The 16325-nt window shown below is 62.8% G+C and carries 15 protein-coding genes; 6 read left to right on the forward strand and 9 right to left on the reverse strand.

Features of this window, described 5'->3' with window-relative positions; all coding sequences use genetic code 11:
* The first annotated feature begins 34 nt into the window (after positions 1-34).
* On the forward strand, positions 35-2149 hold the full coding sequence (locus tag CGLAU_RS07920) for an acyltransferase family protein (RefSeq protein ID WP_095660224.1): 2115 nt from the start codon (positions 35-37) through the stop codon (positions 2147-2149).
* Here the strand turns inward: CGLAU_RS07920 and ffh are convergent.
* Entirely contained in the window at positions 2146-3765 is a 1620-nt protein-coding gene (gene ffh / locus CGLAU_RS07925) for a signal recognition particle protein (protein ID WP_095661122.1), read from the reverse strand. The genes CGLAU_RS07920 and ffh overlap by 4 nt on opposite strands.
* A 159-nt stretch (positions 3766-3924) precedes the next feature.
* Positions 3925-5688 (reverse strand): signal recognition particle-docking protein FtsY, encoded by a 1764-nt coding sequence (gene ftsY / locus CGLAU_RS07930; RefSeq protein ID WP_415877122.1) that lies wholly within the window; start codon positions 5686-5688, stop codon positions 3925-3927.
* Positions 5689-5786: 98 nt separating this feature from the next.
* Between ftsY and CGLAU_RS07935 the strand changes: the two genes are divergently transcribed.
* The 3 genes from CGLAU_RS07935 to CGLAU_RS07945 are packed head-to-tail and all read left to right on the forward strand — an operon-like array spanning position 5787 to position 7973.
* A complete protein-coding gene (locus tag CGLAU_RS07935) occupies positions 5787-6368 on the forward strand; it encodes an META domain-containing protein (protein WP_095660225.1) in 582 nt (193 codons plus the stop codon).
* A 20-nt stretch (positions 6369-6388) separates the two neighbouring features.
* Positions 6389-6931 (forward strand): hypothetical protein, encoded by a 543-nt coding sequence (locus CGLAU_RS07940; RefSeq protein WP_095660226.1) that lies wholly within the window; start codon positions 6389-6391, stop codon positions 6929-6931.
* A gap of 19 nt (positions 6932-6950) precedes the next feature.
* The gene (locus CGLAU_RS07945; RefSeq protein ID WP_095660227.1) at positions 6951-7973 is read left to right on the forward strand and encodes an META domain-containing protein; all 1023 of its coding nucleotides are present in this window, start codon (positions 6951-6953) and stop codon (positions 7971-7973) included.
* 257 nt (positions 7974-8230) lie between these two features.
* On the opposite strand, the gene CGLAU_RS07950 is transcribed toward CGLAU_RS07945, so the two are convergent.
* Both CGLAU_RS07950 and smc read right to left on the reverse strand, forming a co-directional pair.
* Positions 8231-8605: a hypothetical protein gene (locus CGLAU_RS07950; RefSeq protein ID WP_157731291.1), complete on the reverse strand. Its 375-nt coding sequence runs from the start codon at positions 8603-8605 to the stop codon at positions 8231-8233.
* Positions 8606-8629: 24 nt separating this feature from the next.
* The gene (smc, locus tag CGLAU_RS07955; RefSeq protein WP_095660229.1) at positions 8630-12067 is read right to left on the reverse strand and encodes a chromosome segregation protein SMC; all 3438 of its coding nucleotides are present in this window, start codon (positions 12065-12067) and stop codon (positions 8630-8632) included.
* An 81-nt stretch (positions 12068-12148) separates the two neighbouring features.
* Here smc and CGLAU_RS12275 point away from each other — a divergent pair, with 81 nt between their 5' ends.
* Entirely contained in the window at positions 12149-12334 is a 186-nt protein-coding gene (locus CGLAU_RS12275) for a hypothetical protein (protein WP_157731293.1), read from the forward strand.
* A 104-nt stretch (positions 12335-12438) separates the two neighbouring features.
* Complete coding sequence (locus CGLAU_RS07960) at positions 12439-12984, forward strand: Fic/DOC family protein (RefSeq protein ID WP_232507082.1); 546 nt, start codon at positions 12439-12441, stop codon at positions 12982-12984.
* A 6-nt stretch (positions 12985-12990) separates the two neighbouring features.
* Here CGLAU_RS07960 and CGLAU_RS07965 read toward each other — a convergent pair whose 3' ends face one another.
* Genes CGLAU_RS07965 through CGLAU_RS07985 form a run of 5 tightly spaced genes read right to left on the reverse strand, consistent with a single transcriptional unit; the run spans position 12991 to position 16268 of the window.
* Complete coding sequence (locus CGLAU_RS07965) at positions 12991-13494, reverse strand: flavin reductase family protein (protein WP_095660231.1); 504 nt, start codon at positions 13492-13494, stop codon at positions 12991-12993.
* Positions 13495-13779 (reverse strand): acylphosphatase, encoded by a 285-nt coding sequence (locus CGLAU_RS07970; protein ID WP_095660232.1) that lies wholly within the window; start codon positions 13777-13779, stop codon positions 13495-13497.
* Positions 13772-15328 (reverse strand): alanine/glycine:cation symporter family protein, encoded by a 1557-nt coding sequence (locus CGLAU_RS07975; RefSeq protein ID WP_095660233.1) that lies wholly within the window; start codon positions 15326-15328, stop codon positions 13772-13774. The genes CGLAU_RS07970 and CGLAU_RS07975 overlap by 8 nt, the downstream gene beginning before the upstream one ends.
* A gap of 52 nt (positions 15329-15380) precedes the next feature.
* Entirely contained in the window at positions 15381-15842 is a 462-nt protein-coding gene (locus CGLAU_RS07980) for a protein-export chaperone SecB (protein WP_095660234.1), read from the reverse strand.
* A complete protein-coding gene (locus CGLAU_RS07985) occupies positions 15843-16268 on the reverse strand; it encodes a helix-turn-helix domain-containing protein (protein WP_095660235.1) in 426 nt (141 codons plus the stop codon).
* Between the last annotated feature and the right edge of the window lie 57 nt (positions 16269-16325).

Genomic DNA, 16325 nt, shown 5'->3' on the forward strand with positions numbered 1-16325 from the left:
CTCCAAAACGCGGGCGGAGGTAACCTCAGGCCCCATGAACTCACCAGCGCCAGTGAAAAAGGGCGCATCCGTGTACAGAGACGACCTTGACGGCCTGCGCGGTTTCGCTATCGCGCTGGTGGTGTTTTTCCACGTATTCGTCGGCAGGGTTTCCGGCGGCGTCGATGTGTTCCTATTGCTTTCTGGTTACTTCTTCCTGGGCAGCCAAGTTCGTTACGCACTTCGCCCATACCCGTCCTTGAACCCGTGGTGGCCGTTCTGGCGTACCGCGCGTCGCCTGGTCCCTGCGCTTGCGGTGGTGCTTGTGGCTACGCTGCTGGGCGTACTGCTCCTGGTACCGGAGCTGATGTCGTGGGATCTTTCTGGACAGTTCACAGCCTCCATGCTCTACATCCAGAACTGGATGCTCAGCCGCCAGGAGGCCGCGTATGCCGCAGCCGGGGTCGAGACCTCCCCGCTGCAGCACCTGTGGTCCATGAGTGTGCAGGGGCAGTTCTACCTCTTCGCCATCCTGCTTGGGCTTATCGTTGCGACCGCCGTGAGTAAGTTCCGCGCGCACCCGCAAAAGGCGCGCGCTATTACCATCATTGCGCTCGCGGTAATCACCGTTGCGTCGTTCCTGTACGCGTCGCGCTTCGGACTCGTTGGTACGCCCGAGAACTACTACTCGTTCTTCTCGCGCATGTGGGAGATGACCCTCGGTGGCATCCTGGCGCTGATCCCGCGCAACATTACTGTGCCGCAGCGGTACTCCGCAGCGACTGCCGGAATCGGAATGGCGATGATCGCCATCACCGGCGTGGTCATCCCGACCTCACTCGCCTTCCCCGGCCCGCTGACTCTATTGCCGCTGACCGGCGCGGTACTGGTGATCGTGAGCTCCCCCACCAATACAGTCTCGCAGGTGCTTTCGTCCCCGCCATTTCAGTGGCTGGGCAAGAGCGCGTACTCGCTCTATCTCTGGCACTGGCCGCTGCTGATCCTCTCGACAGCTGTCGGCGGGTACGAGACCCCTCCGGCCTGGCTCGGCATCGCCGTTATTGCTGCATCGCTGGTGCTCGCCCACCTCACTCATACATTCGTAGAGGAGCCGCTTCGCCAGCACAGTCCGAGGCCGCTCGCGATTGACAAACCGGTGTCGAAAGCGCGCGCCAGCTTGCGAACGACCGCGGGCCGTGGTCGCATGGTCGGCGGGATCGCGATCTGTTTACTGGTTGCCACCACACTTTCCGTCAAGCCGTATTGGGACAACCAGATCGACGACGCCGCGCGTCCGCTCGATCCCAAAACCCACCCCGGCGCGGGCGTTCTCCTTGGTGCGGAGGCACCTGACGTCGAAGCACTTCCCGATCCCGAGCTCATCGCCGGCATCTACCCGCCGATTGGCGATGGCTGCATGGTTTACCTGGACGAAGGGCCCGATAGTTTCGTCCCGAACGACTGCGTCTACGGCGACCCAGACGCCGAGACCACCATCGTGCTCGCTGGCGGCTCGCACGTGGAGCCGCTCGGCATTCCATTTGATGAACTTGGTCAGCAACACGGTTTCAAGGTCATCCCGTACGTGCGCCAGGAATGTCCGATCATGCTCGGCGAGTTCGAAGACGACACCGTGAGCGAGGTGTGTCGTGAGTGGTCGATCAACGCCTTTAACCGCATTGTTGACCTGGATCCAGATCTGGTGATCTCGACCTCGACCCGCCCAGAAGGCCACGCCGGCGCAGCAGTGATGACCCTCGACATGGTTCCCGATGGCTACCTGGGCTTCTGGGAAGCCCTTCGAGAAAATAACATCCCGTTCATCGGGTTGCGCGACAACCCGTGGATCTTCGACGGCGCTGGCGATCCGATGGATCCGAACTACTGCCTGAACGCGGGCGAGGCATTCGAAGATTGCTCGATACCGCGCGATTTCGTCTACGAACCGGTCGACCCGGCCGCTGAGTATCTCGACGGCACCGACGGCATGTTCAGCGTCGACACCTCAGATTGGTACTGCATCGGCGATACTTGCCCGCCAGCAATCGGCAACGTGTACATCTACCGCGACCAGAACCACATCTCGAACGCGTACGCGGAATCGCTTGCGCCCGTGATCTGGGAAGTGATGAAGCCGATTCTGGATAAGCTGCGCGTCTCCTACACCTAGAAGCCGCGCTTGCCCATCCGCTTCATCGCTTCGTTGAAGTCGAGGTTGTTCAGGTCCATGCCTTGCATACCGGCCGGGAGCTGTTCCTGCAGCTTCTCCAGCTCCTTCATGTCCGGCATCCCTGGCATCCCGGGCATTCCCGGCATGCCACCCGGCATCTTAGGCATGCCCCCGCCTTGACGCTTCGGCGGCTTGCGCTTGCCACTCTTGGTCTTGCGTCCCTTCGGCTTCTTCTTCGTCGCGGAACGCCCGCCGCCCGCACCGGGCATGCCCGGAAAGCCAAACTGGTTGGAGAGCTGCTCCATCATCTTCTTCGCCTCGAAGAAGCGCTCGACGAGGTTGTTCACATCGGAAACCTCGACACCGGAACCTTTGGCAATACGCTTCCGTCGAGAAGCATTCAAGATCTTTGGATCATTGCGCTCTTGCGGAGTCATACCGCGGATGATGGCCTGGATGCGGTCGAGCTGCTTCTCGTCGACCATGTCAGCCATCTCGTTCATCTGCTTGCCGCCCGGCATCATCTTGAGCAGGTTGCCGATCGGGCCCATGCGACGAATCATCAGCAGCTGATCGAGGAAGTCCTCAAGGGTGAGCTCGCCGGAGGTCATCTTCGCCGCGGCGGCTTCAGCGTCCTGCTCGTTGAAGGTCTGCTCGGCCTGCTCGATGAGCGAGAGCAAGTCGCCCATGCCCAGGATGCGGCTGGACATGCGGTCAGGGTGGAAGATGTCGAAGTCGTCGAGTTTCTCGCCTGTCGACGCGAACAAAATTGGCTTGCCGGTGACCTCGCGGATCGACAGCGCCGCGCCACCTCGGGCGTCGCCGTCGAGCTTGGTCAACACGACGCCCGTGAAGTCCACGCCGTCCGCGAACGCCTGGGCGGTGGTGACCGCGTCCTGGCCGATCATCGCGTCGATGACGAACAGCACTTCGTCCGGGTTTACAGCGTCGCGGATGTTGCGAGCCTGCGTCATCAGCGTTTCGTCGATGCCCAGGCGACCCGCGGTATCGATGATGACCACGTCGTTCTTCTGCTGCTTGGCGTACTCAACGCCCTGCATAGCAACGGCAACCGGGTCGCCGTGCGAGGTACCCATGTCGTGGTCGTGAGAATCCAGCGACGTACCCGGATCGGGCGCGAACGTGGGCACACCGGCGCGGTCGCCGACGATCTGCAGCTGCTGCACCGCACCCGGGCGCTGCAGGTCACATGCCACCAGGATCGGGGTGTGGCCCTGCTGCGCCAGGTGGTTCGCCAACTTGCCGGCAAGGGTAGTTTTACCCGCACCCTGCAGACCGGCGAGCATGATCACGGTCGGCGGGTTCTTGGCCAGGTTCAGGCGGCGGGTCTCGCCGCCGAGGATCGCGGTGAGCTCCTCGTCGACGATCTTGATAACCTGCTGGGCCGGGTTTAGGGCCTCAGAGACATCGGCGCCGAGCGCACGCTCTTTGACGCGGCTAATGAATGCGCGCACCACAGGCAGGGAAACGTCCGCTTCAAGCAGCGCGAGTCGGATCTCGCGTGCGGTGGCGTTGATGTCGGCCTCGGTGAGTTTGCCTTTGCCGCGCAAACCCCCAAGGGCAGTTTGCAAGCGATCGGACAATGACTCGAACACGGTGGGCACTCCCTCTATTGCTAAATCGGTTCGCCCCAGCCTAACGCGTCAGCCCGCCACGAATCACATCTGCTTACGCGATCGGGGAGGTTGTCCGCCGCGCGGACAACCCTCAACCCCCGCTTCAGGGTTGTCCGCCGCGCGGACAACCCTCAACTGCTACCCAAGCAGCGCGTCGACGAAGCTTTCGACCTCGAACGGCGCCAGATCATCTGCGCCCTCGCCGAGGCCAACGAGCTTCACCGGCACTCCGAGCTCCTCCTGGACCTGGAACACGATGCCGCCCTTCGCGGTGCCGTCGAGCTTGGTCAGCACCACGCCGGTGATGTCCACGACGTCGCGGAACACACGCGCCTGGGTGATGCCGTTCTGCCCCACCGTCGCGTCGAGCACCAGCAGCACCTCGTCGACGTGGCTCTTCTTCTCCACCACGCGCTTGACCTTGCCCAGCTGATCCATTAGGCCGGTCGAGGTGTGCAGGCGCCCCGCGGTATCAACCAGCACCACGTCCGCACCCTGGTCTACACCGGTTGCCACAGCGTCGAAGGCCACCGATGCCGGATCTGCGCCTTCCTTGCCGCGCACGGTGGAAGCGCCAACGCGACGGCCCCAGGTCTCAAGCTGGTCGGCTGCGGCGGCACGGAACGTATCCGCCGCACCAAGCACCACGGTGTGGCCCATCGACACCAGCACGCGGGCAAGTTTGCCGGTCGTAGTCGTCTTGCCGGTGCCATTGACACCCACAACTAGGATCACGGCAGGCTTGCCGTCGTTAGGCATGGCCTTGATCGAGCGATCCATCTCGGGTCGACCTGCCTCGATGAGCGTCTCGCGCAGCATTGCGCGAGCCTCTTCCTCACTGGATACGCCGCGCTCGGCGATCTTCTCGCGGAGGTTGTCCACCACCTTCATGGTCAGCTCGGCACCGAGGTCCGCCATGATCAGCGTGTCCTCGATCTCCTCCCAAGCGTCCTCATCAAGGTCACCAGCGGTCAGAATGCCCAGCAGTCCTTGGCCGATCGCATTCTGCGAACGCGACAGACGTCCACGCAGCTTGCCAATTCGACCAGCAGCCGGCGCGATCTGGTCAATCTCAGAAGCAACCTCGGCCGAAACTTCCGGCTCCGACACGATCGCATCCTCGGAGACGACCGCTCCCTCTTGGCGAGCCTCCTCCGCGACCTCAGCCGTCACCGCAGCAATGCCAGCGGCTTCTTCAGCCTCATCGCGCAGCTCGTCCTCAGTAGCAAGCTCATCGGCCGCCGCCTCATCCGCCAGCTCACCCTCGACGATCTCCGCCCCCTCGTCGGACAGCCCCTCCACCACCGGGGCTTCCTCCACCGCAAGGTCCTCGTCGGCATTGAGGTCCTCGACAGTCTCGGCTGCATCGTGGGTCAGCTCAACCTCACCAGGAGCAGTTTGCTTTTCGACGACCAGGTCTTCCGGCGCTACCGGCTCGTCAGCGTCTACAAGGCGCGACACCGGTTCCGCGGGCTTGGGCTCCTGGGGCGCAGGCTCAGCTGGTGCCGGTTCTGCTGGCGCAGGCTCGGCAGGCTCTGGCTCGGCCGGTGCTGGCTCCGGCGGCACCGCCGGCTGCGGCTTCGGTTCGGCCGGTGTCGGATCCACCGGCGGGGCTACCTTCGGCTCTTGAGTTCGAGGTGCCTCGCGCCGAATCGGCTCGGGCTTCTTCTCCTCCGCGTCGACCTGAGCGAAGTTGAATCCGCCCTTGGCCTGGTAGTTGCCCGACTTCTCCTGCTGCGTGAGCTGCTTCGGCTCTTCAGTCTCCACCGGCTTCTCGAACGAGACGGTTTTCGACTTCTTCCGCTGATTGCCCACGACAACAGCGATGCCGATGACGATCAGGACGACCAGAATGATCGCAAGAACGATCCACAGTGTTGGCGATATTGTCATGTCGTCCATAGTGCCAGCTTCACCTGGGCGCGTGCGAGCCCGGTCGGTAGCTGTGAGTTTTGACCGATTTGTAGACCAAAACCATTTCAGCTGCGCATAATTAGGCCATGCTTCAATCCATCGTCGCGTTCTTGTTCACCGTCTTCTCTTTCTTCGCTTCCCTCATTGGTCTCGACGACGTGCCGCTCTCGAGCGGCAACTCCAGCTCCGACTACACCGTCACCAGCAGCAACCCTCCGCAGATCTCTCCGAAACCAGGGCTGACCCCGGCTGGGGCTGTACCGGCCTCCGCGACCCCCGCGACCACCGAACAACTCAACGATTTCCTCGCTTCAACGTGGAAGCCGGAGCCGTCCTTCCAGGGAAACACGATCACCTTCTCGGCCTTCTCGGCTGTGAACCAGGACCGTTTCCCGGACTTCGCCGGCGACGGACGCTTCCAGGTGAACGCACCAGGCACCTGCAACGGGGCCGCTGGCGCGATCGCGGTCGTTGAACCTCAATTCAAATCCGCCACACTAAAGAAGATCGGTTGGCTCGCGGTCACTGAGATGGCATGCCCAGGCCTGGAGTATGAAACGGACCTCTCGAAGCTCTTCGCAGATGACCTGGAGGTACGCTTTGACGGACCTGACACCGTTTACCTGGTGAACTCCAACGTCGCTCTCAAACTCAACCGGGAGCGCTGACACATTAGAAAGAGGCCCAAATGCTGCTCCAAGTTCTCGGAGGAATCGCCACCCTCATCACCACTATCTTTGCAGCGCTTGGACTGGCCCTAGGCGTGCCAGCGGAAGCGTCGTCAAGCGAAACGAGCTCCCTCGGATCGAGCGAGCTGGGCACGCTGACCAACCCAGCACTCACTTCACTGCCCGCCTCCGCACGGGTGGCGACGCCGGAGGAAGTGGATGAGATCCTCGCGACAGAATGGGAAACTCCCCACACCCCGGTGGTCTTTCGAGAAGCCTCGGAGAATTTTCGGTCGAAACCCGAAGCGACCCATACTTCAATTTTCCGAGTATGCAACAGGAATTGGGTAGACCTCGTCGTAGATCGGGAAACGGCTAGTTACAAAGTGGTAAACCGTGGGAGCACGCTTGCTGGATGCTCGGCGTTCTTCCGTTATAAAGAACGGCTTGACTCCGCCTACGCAGGAGCCATTGCTCAGGGCAGCACGTTCTACGTCGGAGACGAGAACACTGTGTACCTGGCCGGCCCAAGGGGTGCAGTCAAACTCACCCGAGTGAACTAACCGGACGAAGGACAGCAAAATGATCTCCCAAGTACTCAACGCCATCGCTGCGTTCATCATGTCCATCGCCGCCGCACTCGGATTGACTCTGAGCGCGCCGGAGGTGGGGTCATCGACGTCGAGCACGAGTAGTTCCTCTAGCTCGCAAGGTTCGAGCGAGCTTCGAGGGGTGTTCCCTCCCCTGAACCTCCCCAAGAGTGTGCTGGCTTCTCTGCCGGAGAGTGCGAAGCGCGCTGCGCCTGAGCAGGTTGACGACATTCTGGCCTCTCAGTGGGACGCTCAGTTCACCACCGTCAGCTTCTACCCTCTTCGAGCTGAGGATCTGTACCCCTGGGACGGGGATTCCACCCACTACGCCAGCTTCAGCGTTTGCAACCACTACACCGTAAGTCTTGAGGTCGACCGCAGCACAGCTGCTTTCATTACCCACGGAGGAAGTACAACGAAGATGGGTTGTGAGCAGTGGCGGATGGACCTCGACGAAAAGTACTTTGCAGCATTGCACCAATCCGAAGCGTTCTACGTCGACGGCGCGGACACCATATACCTCGCTGGACCGGAAGGCGCACTCAAGCTGACCCGCTCTAAGTTGCCGGCACCACCTGTCCAACTGCCCACGGAGCCGCCCACCGATCTGCCTGAGAACGTACTGGAGCCACTACCTGCCACCGCGCGGAAGGCCTCGCCAGAGGAACTTAAGCGCATTCTCACCCAAACCTGGAAGGCAGGGTACAGCACCCTCGAGTTTTCTGAGTGGGACCAGACGTACCCGCCCCGGCATCCCGGAACGACTCATCTTTCGCAGCTCAGGGTGTGCAACTACGCGATCACCGAGCTTGAGGTGGACTTGGAAACGGCATCTGTTACTCGTCACGGAGGGCGAGTTACCGACGCGGGTTGCCAGCAGTGGCGCCACGATTTGGACGACACTTACCGCAAAGCCGTCGACACCACCGACACGTTCTACGTCGACGGCGCGGACACCGTCTATCTCGCTGGGCCGGAAGGCGCGCTGAAGTTGACTAGAGCTGACCAGGGCTAACTAAAACTAAGTAGTCGCCTCGAGCGGCTGCATGCGTTGCCCGCCCGGGAACAGCGTGGCGAACACCTTCGGAAACTTCTGCTCCACGTCGCGCCAGGCGTCGGTGCAAGATGGCGTGCCCGGGGGTGGAGTACGAAATGAGGCTCACGGAGTTTTTCCGCGCAGGGTGCAATCGTGCTTGTCGACGGCCCCGATACCGTTCAACTCACCAACCCCAAGGCCGCGTTGACGCATACTCGCACGAAGCAGTGGGGCGGTTATTGCTTTGTCAGCACCGTCTCAGAGCCCATCCCGAGACGGATATCGCCGTTCGCGGTTCGCTCGAATGGAACCTCAGCTTCGCTGTCGCCAGAGCGGAACACGAGGGCATTGTCCCCTACTTGGCATTCCTGCTCCATCTCTTCGCCTGCCACGTCCCCGTCAGCCGCGGGCACTGCTCGGTCCAGCAGCACACAATCGGCGCCATTAATCGTGAGCTGCGTGAAAATCTGCGAGGAATCGGTCGCGCTCGGATTGGATGCAACGTGGGTGTAGGTGCCGTCGAGGGCGGCATCGTCGGCGCAGCCCGCCAATGACCCTAGAGCCAATACCGCAGCAACACCAGATCCCATCAACCGAAAGTTGGAATTCATGCTCTCACTCTAACAGGGCAGCAGTTAGGACGTCGGCTGCATGCGCTGCGAAATCACGCGCGTGACACCGTCGCCACGCATAGTCACGCCGTAAAGCACGTTGGCCACGTCCATCGTGGGTTTCTGGTGCGTAATCACGATCAGCTGCGAGTCCTTGCGCAGCTCCTCCAGCAGTGCGATAAGGCGTCGCAGGTTGACGTCGTCAAGCGCTGCCTCCACCTCATCGAGCACGTAAAACGGGCTCGGACGCGCGCGGAAGATTGCCACCAGGAACGCGAGCGCGGTGAGCGACTTCTCGCCGCCAGAGAGCAGCGATAGCCGCTTGACCTTCTTGCCCGGCGGGCGTGCCTCGATTTCGATGCCGGTGGTGAGCATGTCCTCCGGCTCAGTAAGGATCAGCCGCGCCTCACCACCCGGGAATAGTGTGGCGAACACCTTCGGAAACTCCTGCTCAACGTCGCGCCAGGCGTCGGTGAACAGCGTTAGGATCTGGGCATCCACCTCGTCGATCACGCCGGTGAGGTCCTTGCGCGCTTGGATGACGTCGTCAAGCTGCGTGCTCAAGAACGAGTACCGTTCCTCGAGCGCCTTGTACTCCTCGAGTGCGAGCGGGTTGACCTTGCCCAACGCGCGCAGGTCCTTCTCCGCCTCCGCAAGACGCGCCTGCTCAAGCTCCAGGTCGAAGTCCTCGCCCGGGGTGTACTCGGCCACCAAGTCAGCCACTGCGATGCCGAGCGATTCGGTGACCTTGGCCTCGGCTTCATCGATGCGCACCTGCGCCTGCGAGCGCGCGATGTCGGATGCGTGCGCCGAATCGGTCAGCCGCGCAAGGTGCTGGCGTGCGCCACTGACCGCGCTTCGCACCTCCTGGTGCTGGGCCCGCAACGCGGTGACCTGCGACGCCAACTCATCGCGCTGAGCAGTCGCCCGCGCAATCGCGTCCTCGATCCGCGCGACCAAATCGCGGGCGTGCCCGGCGACCGCCTCGGCAAGTTCAGCCTCGGCGCGGCGGCGGGCTTGCGCCGCGTCGTGGCGCGCCTTGGCCTGCCGCTCGTGCTCCGCCTGCCTGCGCAGCGCGTCGCCGCGACCCACGGTTTGCTCGGCAGCTTGTTGCGCGGCTCGCGCGGTCAGCACCGCTTCCATTTCCACGGCCTTCACGTTGTCTAGCGCGGCTTTCGCCTGGTCGCGCTCGGCGGTGGAGGGTTCCTCGGCTCCAGGTTCGTCCTCCACTCGCGCAAGCCGGTCGCGGGTCTCAGCCAATGCTTGTCGACGCTCAGCCACACGCCCTTCCGCTTCCGTCACCCGCCCCGCAGCGCGCTGGTGCTCCGCCGTATTCACTTCCGCTTGCTTAACCAGGCGAGCGTGATCGCGGCGCCAGGACTCGGCTTCTGTGTCATGCTCGCGCAGCGCCGCCTTCGCTGCCGCGGCCGCCACGCGGGCGTCTTCCGCGGCAAGCGTCGCACCCTCGAGCGTGCCGGAGAGCTCCTCCAGCTGCGCTCGCGCCGCGTCCAGCTCGGCACGCGCGGCCTCAATCTGCGCTGAGACCTCAACGGTGGTCGTGCGCCCAGAACCGGCCGCGACCCAGCCCTCGCCGACCAACGTGCCGTCGCGGGTCACGGCACGCAGGCGCGGATCCTCGGCGACAATGCGGCGGGCATCGGCGAGATCATCGGCCACGGCGACGTCGACAAGCAAGCGAGTGACTGGCCCGGCCACCTCGGGTACGAGGGCGAGGTGATCGAGCAACCACTCCACCTGGGCATCGGTGTCCAGCCGCCAGGTGGCGCCGCCGAGCGGATCGATGAGCACGGTGCGCTCCACCTCGGCGAGCTTCGCAACCGTCTCCGCTGCTGCCTCGCCCACGAGCGCCTCGCTGTACGGGCCAAGCGCAGCGGCCAGCGCCTTCTCCAACCCCGGCGACGCGGTCATCAAGTCAGCGAGCGCGTCGACCTCGCCGAGCACGTCGCGGGCGGGGGCTTTCGGCGTTTGCTCTGCGAGCGTGGCAATGCGCGATTCGAGCGTAGCTACTGCCCGCTCGCGGTCCCGCTGAGCGTCGCGGAGCTGCGCAAGGCGCTTCTCGGCGGCGCCGGATTCGGTGTACGCCCGTACGTGCGCCTCGTCGAGCGGGCCGCGGCCGGCCTCAACGTCGGCGAGCTTGTCGGCTACCTCGTCAGCCTCGCGCTGCGCGGCTTGGGCGCGTTCGAGGGTTTCCGCGAGGGTTTCGGCCAGGCGATTGACCTCGTCTTCCGCAGCCTGCAGCGCTTGCTGCTGGGACTCCTCCTGAGCGAGCAAGCGCACCAGCCCCTCACGGCGGTCAGCGATCGCGCGCAGTCTCGCCATGTGCTCGTGCTCCGCAGCATCGAACGCTTCTTGTGCCGACTCCACCTGCTCGCGCACCGACTCCAGATACGCGCTCGCCTCTTCGGCGGCTTCCTGGTTCTCGGCGTGCTGCTCGTCGGCGAGGTTTGCTCGCGCCAGTAGGTCTTCGGGATCTTGGCCCGCGTACGGCACTGAAGCGCCGGCGTTTCGGGATCGCTCGGTGGCGATGCGCACTGTCGCGCTTGCCCGCTCCGCCAGCGTGGAGAGCGCAAACCACACCTGTTGCGCGTCCTCCGCCTTGGGTTGTACTTGTGCTTGCAGAGCCTCGATGCGTTCCTGCTCTGCGGTCGCGTCCTCGAGTGCGCTGGTCGCCGTCTCCACTTGCGCGGCGAGCAGTTTCGCGCGCTCGGTGGCGTCGTCAAGCGAACTGCGAAGGGTGACCACCTGGTGCCCTGCGATGCGCAACCGGGCGTCGCGAAGCGTCGATTGGACGGTGGCCGCGCGCTTTGCTGCCTCCGCCTGGCGTGCGAGTGGTTTGAGTTGCTTGCCCAGCTCCTCGGTGAGGTCGGTGAGCCGGTCGAGGTTGGCCTGCATGCCGGTGAGCTTGCGCTGGGCTTTTTCTTTTCGACGCCGGTGTTTCAGCACACCAGCGGCTTCCTCAATGAAGGCGCGGCGCTCCTCCGGACGGGATTCAAGGATCTCCGAGAGCTTGCCCTGGCCAACGATGATGTGCATTTCGCGGCCGATGCCGGAGTCGCTGAGCAGCTCTTGAATGTCCATCAAGCGCGCTTTGGCACCGTTGATCTCATACTCGGAGGCGCCGTCGCGGAACATGCGACGGGTGATGGCGACCTCGGTGTACTCGATGGGCAGCTTCTTGTCCGTGTTGTCGAACGTGAGCGTGACCTCGGCACGGCCGAGCGGTTTGCGCTCGCCGGCGCCAGCGAAGATGACGTCCTGCATCTTGCCGCCGCGCAGGTTCTTCGCACCCTGCTCCCCCATCACCCACGCGAGCGCGTCGACGACGTTCGACTTACCCGAACCGTTCGGCCCGACCACCGCGCAGATGCCCGGTTCGAACTTCATCGTGGTCGCCGACGCGAAGGACTTGAATCCTTTGAGGGTCAGCGACTTCAGGTGCATTGTGTGGATTTTACAGGCCGGTGATGCTTGGCCCGTAGCCCACGCGCGCAATAGGATGGGTGTGGTTGGAAGGAGGTAGCAATGACGCAAACCGTTGGTCACAGAAGCGGGATAAAGGACTCATTGCGTGCTGCGGCTGGAGCGCTCGCGCTCGCTGGCCACTCTATCGACGACCCGCGCGTTGACGAGGTTGTCCAGCTAGCTGCCACTGGTGAGATCACCGTGGACGAGATGCTCGATCGAGTGAGTGCACTCCCAGACAACTAGCTATGGGGGCGAACTCGAGGGGGATCAAATCCTGGGATGACTACTTCATTCCTGGCACGCGGACTCTGAAGAATCTCGTTGGGCGACCATCAGAGCCCTATGGGGTGGAGGATCCAGTCAAGCTCGCAGTCCTCGAGCAAGCTGCGAGCACGGTTCGTATCGCGGAGCTGCAACGCGATCCCCTCCAAGGCGACTTCGACTACACCCATTTCAAAGCCACCCACCGATACATTTTCCAAGACATCTATGAATGGGCCGGTGAGGAGCGCGTTGCTCCGACTGACCGGTGGATGACGAAAGATGGTCACGCATACTACCCCGCTGGTCCGGTACTGACCGAAGCCGCAGAAACGCAGTTTCGGAAGCTGGAGCAGAAGGATCTACTGCGCGGGCTCGCTATGGAGGCGTTTGTCTCTGAACTCGCAGAAATCTGGGGAGAAATAAATGTAATTCACTCGTTTCGTGAAGGGAATACTCGTACCCAGGTTGTGTTCTTCGCGGACCTGGCGCGCAAGGCAGGCTTCGAGCTTCCCCTGGCAGCGTTTCGGGACAAGGACCTCCGCGATGCATTCATCGAAGCTCGTTTTCACAGTCAAGACACCGGCGATAACACCCCTCTAGCAGAGGTGCTGCGCCGCGTTGTGCGGTAACTGCGCCTACGTCTCTACAGCCCGCGCCTTCACATCGCCCGGCTCAATCGCCCCATGCGTGCCAAACTCGCGCTGCCAGTAAAGCAGCGGCTGGTTTGAGTTCACCTCGGCGCAGCAGACGTCGACAAGCACGAGTGTATGATCGCCCGCCTCGATCATCCGCGAAACCGTGCCTGCCACCCACGTGTGGTTGTTCGGCAGCTTCGGCGCACCGTCGGCCATGCACCAGTCAATGTCCGCGAACCGGTCAACCCGCTTGTCCGCGAAGCGCCTCGCCAGCGCCCCCTGGTTCGTAGAGAGCACGTTGATACCAATCGCAGAGCCCACCTCAAGCTGTGCGAGCAACGACGAGCGCTGATCCAAACTCACCAGCACCATCGGAGGATCCAGCGACAGCGACATGAATGCACTGACCGTCGTGCCGTGCGGCGCCTCCTCGCTGCCGGTAGTCACAATCGTCACCGCCGCAGCAAGCTGGCTCATCGCATTTTTGAACCGCTGTTCGTCCACCTAACGCTCCTCAAAACCTTGCGCACCGCGCGGCTCGCCGTACTGTTCGTGCACGGCTTCCACGGTGCCAGGCCGGTCGGTAGAGCTCGGGTTTTCTCGCAGGAGCTCAAGAAGCTTATCGACGTCCCCCTGCGCTCCCTCAGCAACCACCTCGACGCGGCCATCACTGAGGTTCTTTGCGTACCCGGATAGCCCCAATTCCAGTGCACGGGAGCGGGTCCACCACCTGAATCCGACTCCCTGGACGTGTCCGTGGACATGGGCAGTCATGCGTGTATCAGCCATGGTTCGCCGAACCCTCCTCGAGGCCGCCGAGATCGTTGTCCTCGCCGGCGGCCTTGGCCTCGCGGGCAATCACGCGGTCATCCACGCTGCGGCGGGTGACTGGGTCGGAGCCGTCCCAGAACTCGACGTTCTTCAGCTCCGGCAGCATGTCGCGGTGGAATACCGGGTCAATGCCGTGGCGGCGCTGCTCGTTGAAGTTCTTCAGCAGTTTGATGGCCACCCCGCCCAGCGGGATGATCGCGACGATGTTGAACAGTGCCAGCAAGCCGGCCATGGTGTCGCCCAGCGCCCACACCAGCGGCACGGAACCGAAGGCGCCGAAGATGACGAAGCCGATGACCACGACGCGAAAGACGGTCATCGCTGTCTTCGAGTCGGTGAGGTACTCCAGGTTCGCCTGCGCGAGGTAATAGTTGCCGATGATGGAGGAAAACGCCAGGAAGAACAAGATGAACGTCACCGCGTGCGCACCCCAGGCGCCGACGGAGTCCGCCAACGCGGACTGGGTCAGTGCGGCGCCCTGGATGTCATCGAAGCCGTAGTTCACGGCCGGGCCGAGCAGCACGATGAACGCGGTGATCGTACACACGATAAGGGTGTCGAAATAGACGCCGAGCGTTTGCACCAGGCCCTGCTTGACCGGATGGGACACCGTCGCAGTCGCCGCGGCGTTCGGGGCGGAGCCCATACCGGCCTCGTTGGAGAACAGTCCGCGGCGCATGCCCTGCATGAACGCCGCGCCGACAGCAGCGCCGGCGACCTGCTGTAGACCGAGCGCGTGGCCGACGATGAGGGAGAACATGGCCGGGATCTCATCGATGTTCACGATGAGGACCCACACGCCCAGCAGGATGTAGGTGCCGGCCATGAACGGCACGATCACCTGCGTCCAGGACGCGATGCGGGTCACGCCGCCGAAGATGACCAGCGCGGTCAGGGTGGCCAGCACCGCGGCGACGATGCCCTTCAACAGGGTCGAATCAGTGCCGAGGGAGCCACCGACGGCCTCGACGATCGAGTTGGTCTGGATCGCGTTGTAGACGAAGCCGTAGGTGAGAAAGAGAAAAACGGAAAACAGCGTGGCCAGCGGAGCCCAGCCCAGGCCGCGCGTCATGTAGTAGGCCGGGCCGCCGTGGTAGTTGCCCTCGTCGTCCTTGGTCTTCCACAGCTGCGCCAGCGTGGACTCGACGAAGGACGTCGCGCCGCCGATCAGCGCGAGCATCCACATCCAGAACACCGCGCCCGGGCCGCCGATAGAGATGGCCAGCGCAACACCGGCGATGTTGCCGGTGCCCACGCGCGAGGCGGCAGATATGGTGAACGCCTTAAAAGCGGAGATGCCGCCGTACTCCTCGTCCAGGTCGCGGCCTTGGCGGTCCTTGCCCTTCGGGGTCTCTGCAATCGCCTTGAACATGTCAGGCAATAGGCGCACCTGCACGAACAGGGTGCGCAGGCCGAAGTAGAGGCCAGCGGCGATCAAGAACCAGGGGACAAGGGTCCAGACGACGCCGTTGAGGGTTCCGTCGACGAATTTGAAGGCGTTCTCCACGCCCGCGATACTAGCGGAGTGGTTCTCATTTTCCCCACACCGGTGGAGACTTCTACGGCTTGAACAAGTCGAGAACTAATGTGGGCAAGCCGAGGCGCCTCGTGCAGTCCGAGATGTATTCGCGCGCGTAGGGGTAGAGGGCAAACAGTCCGGTGGTGTTGGCGAAAGCCTCCAGTTCCTCATCGCTGGCCTCGTCGAAAAGGGTATGCGTGAAAGCGGCAGTGAACTCACTCTGCAGCGTAGCGACCGAGTCTGTGACATCCTCCGCGTCGGAACTGATGGTCACGCTGAATCCGCAACTAACCAAAAGCAGCCCGGCTGAATCGCCGATGGCAGGAGCGATTTCTGCTTCGGGCGAGATGTCCAGCTCGACCGAAAGCGACGCGGTTGGATTGGGCACGAAGTGCAAACGCACGTCTGACTGCGTCAGTCTGATGTCTCGCAAGTTCGCGTTGCCGGCGATACGGCCGGCCTGCACTCTCAACTCATCCTGTGGCGCGCAGTTGATCGCCATTTAACTCACCTTGATGTCTGAGTAAGAAGAGGAGACTTCGCGCAGGCATGCCCTATGGGACGTTTCCCGAGTGGTAGTCGAAGTGGACACACAGCGGTAGGGGGAAATGACGGACGCGGCGCTTCCAGGAGCGTCGACCACGAGTCGAATTCTTGCCCCGACAGCTCGCGCGTACCGCTGCATAGTGGACAGCTGCGGATCTGTTTCGCCGCGCTCAAGGTCGGAGATAGCGGATTGGGTGGTTCCCATGGCTGCCGCAACATCTTTTTGGGAAAGTTTGCCATTCTTGCGCGCCTCACGGAGGCGATCAGCCACTTCACTACGGACGTGCGCGTCTTCAAACGCTTCACGGATCTCCGGGTCGTCCAAGAACTCTTCGACCTCAAACTCGACCGAATTGGCTCTGATGTAATCGTCCGATTTCATCGGTACCCCTTTCGCTTCCCCTAAGTTAATCGGTTTGGACCGATACTAACTCGCAAC

Source organism: Corynebacterium glaucum, from assembly GCF_002287505.1.
In the GTDB taxonomy this organism is placed as follows: Bacteria; Actinomycetota; Actinomycetes; order Mycobacteriales; family Mycobacteriaceae; genus Corynebacterium; species Corynebacterium glaucum.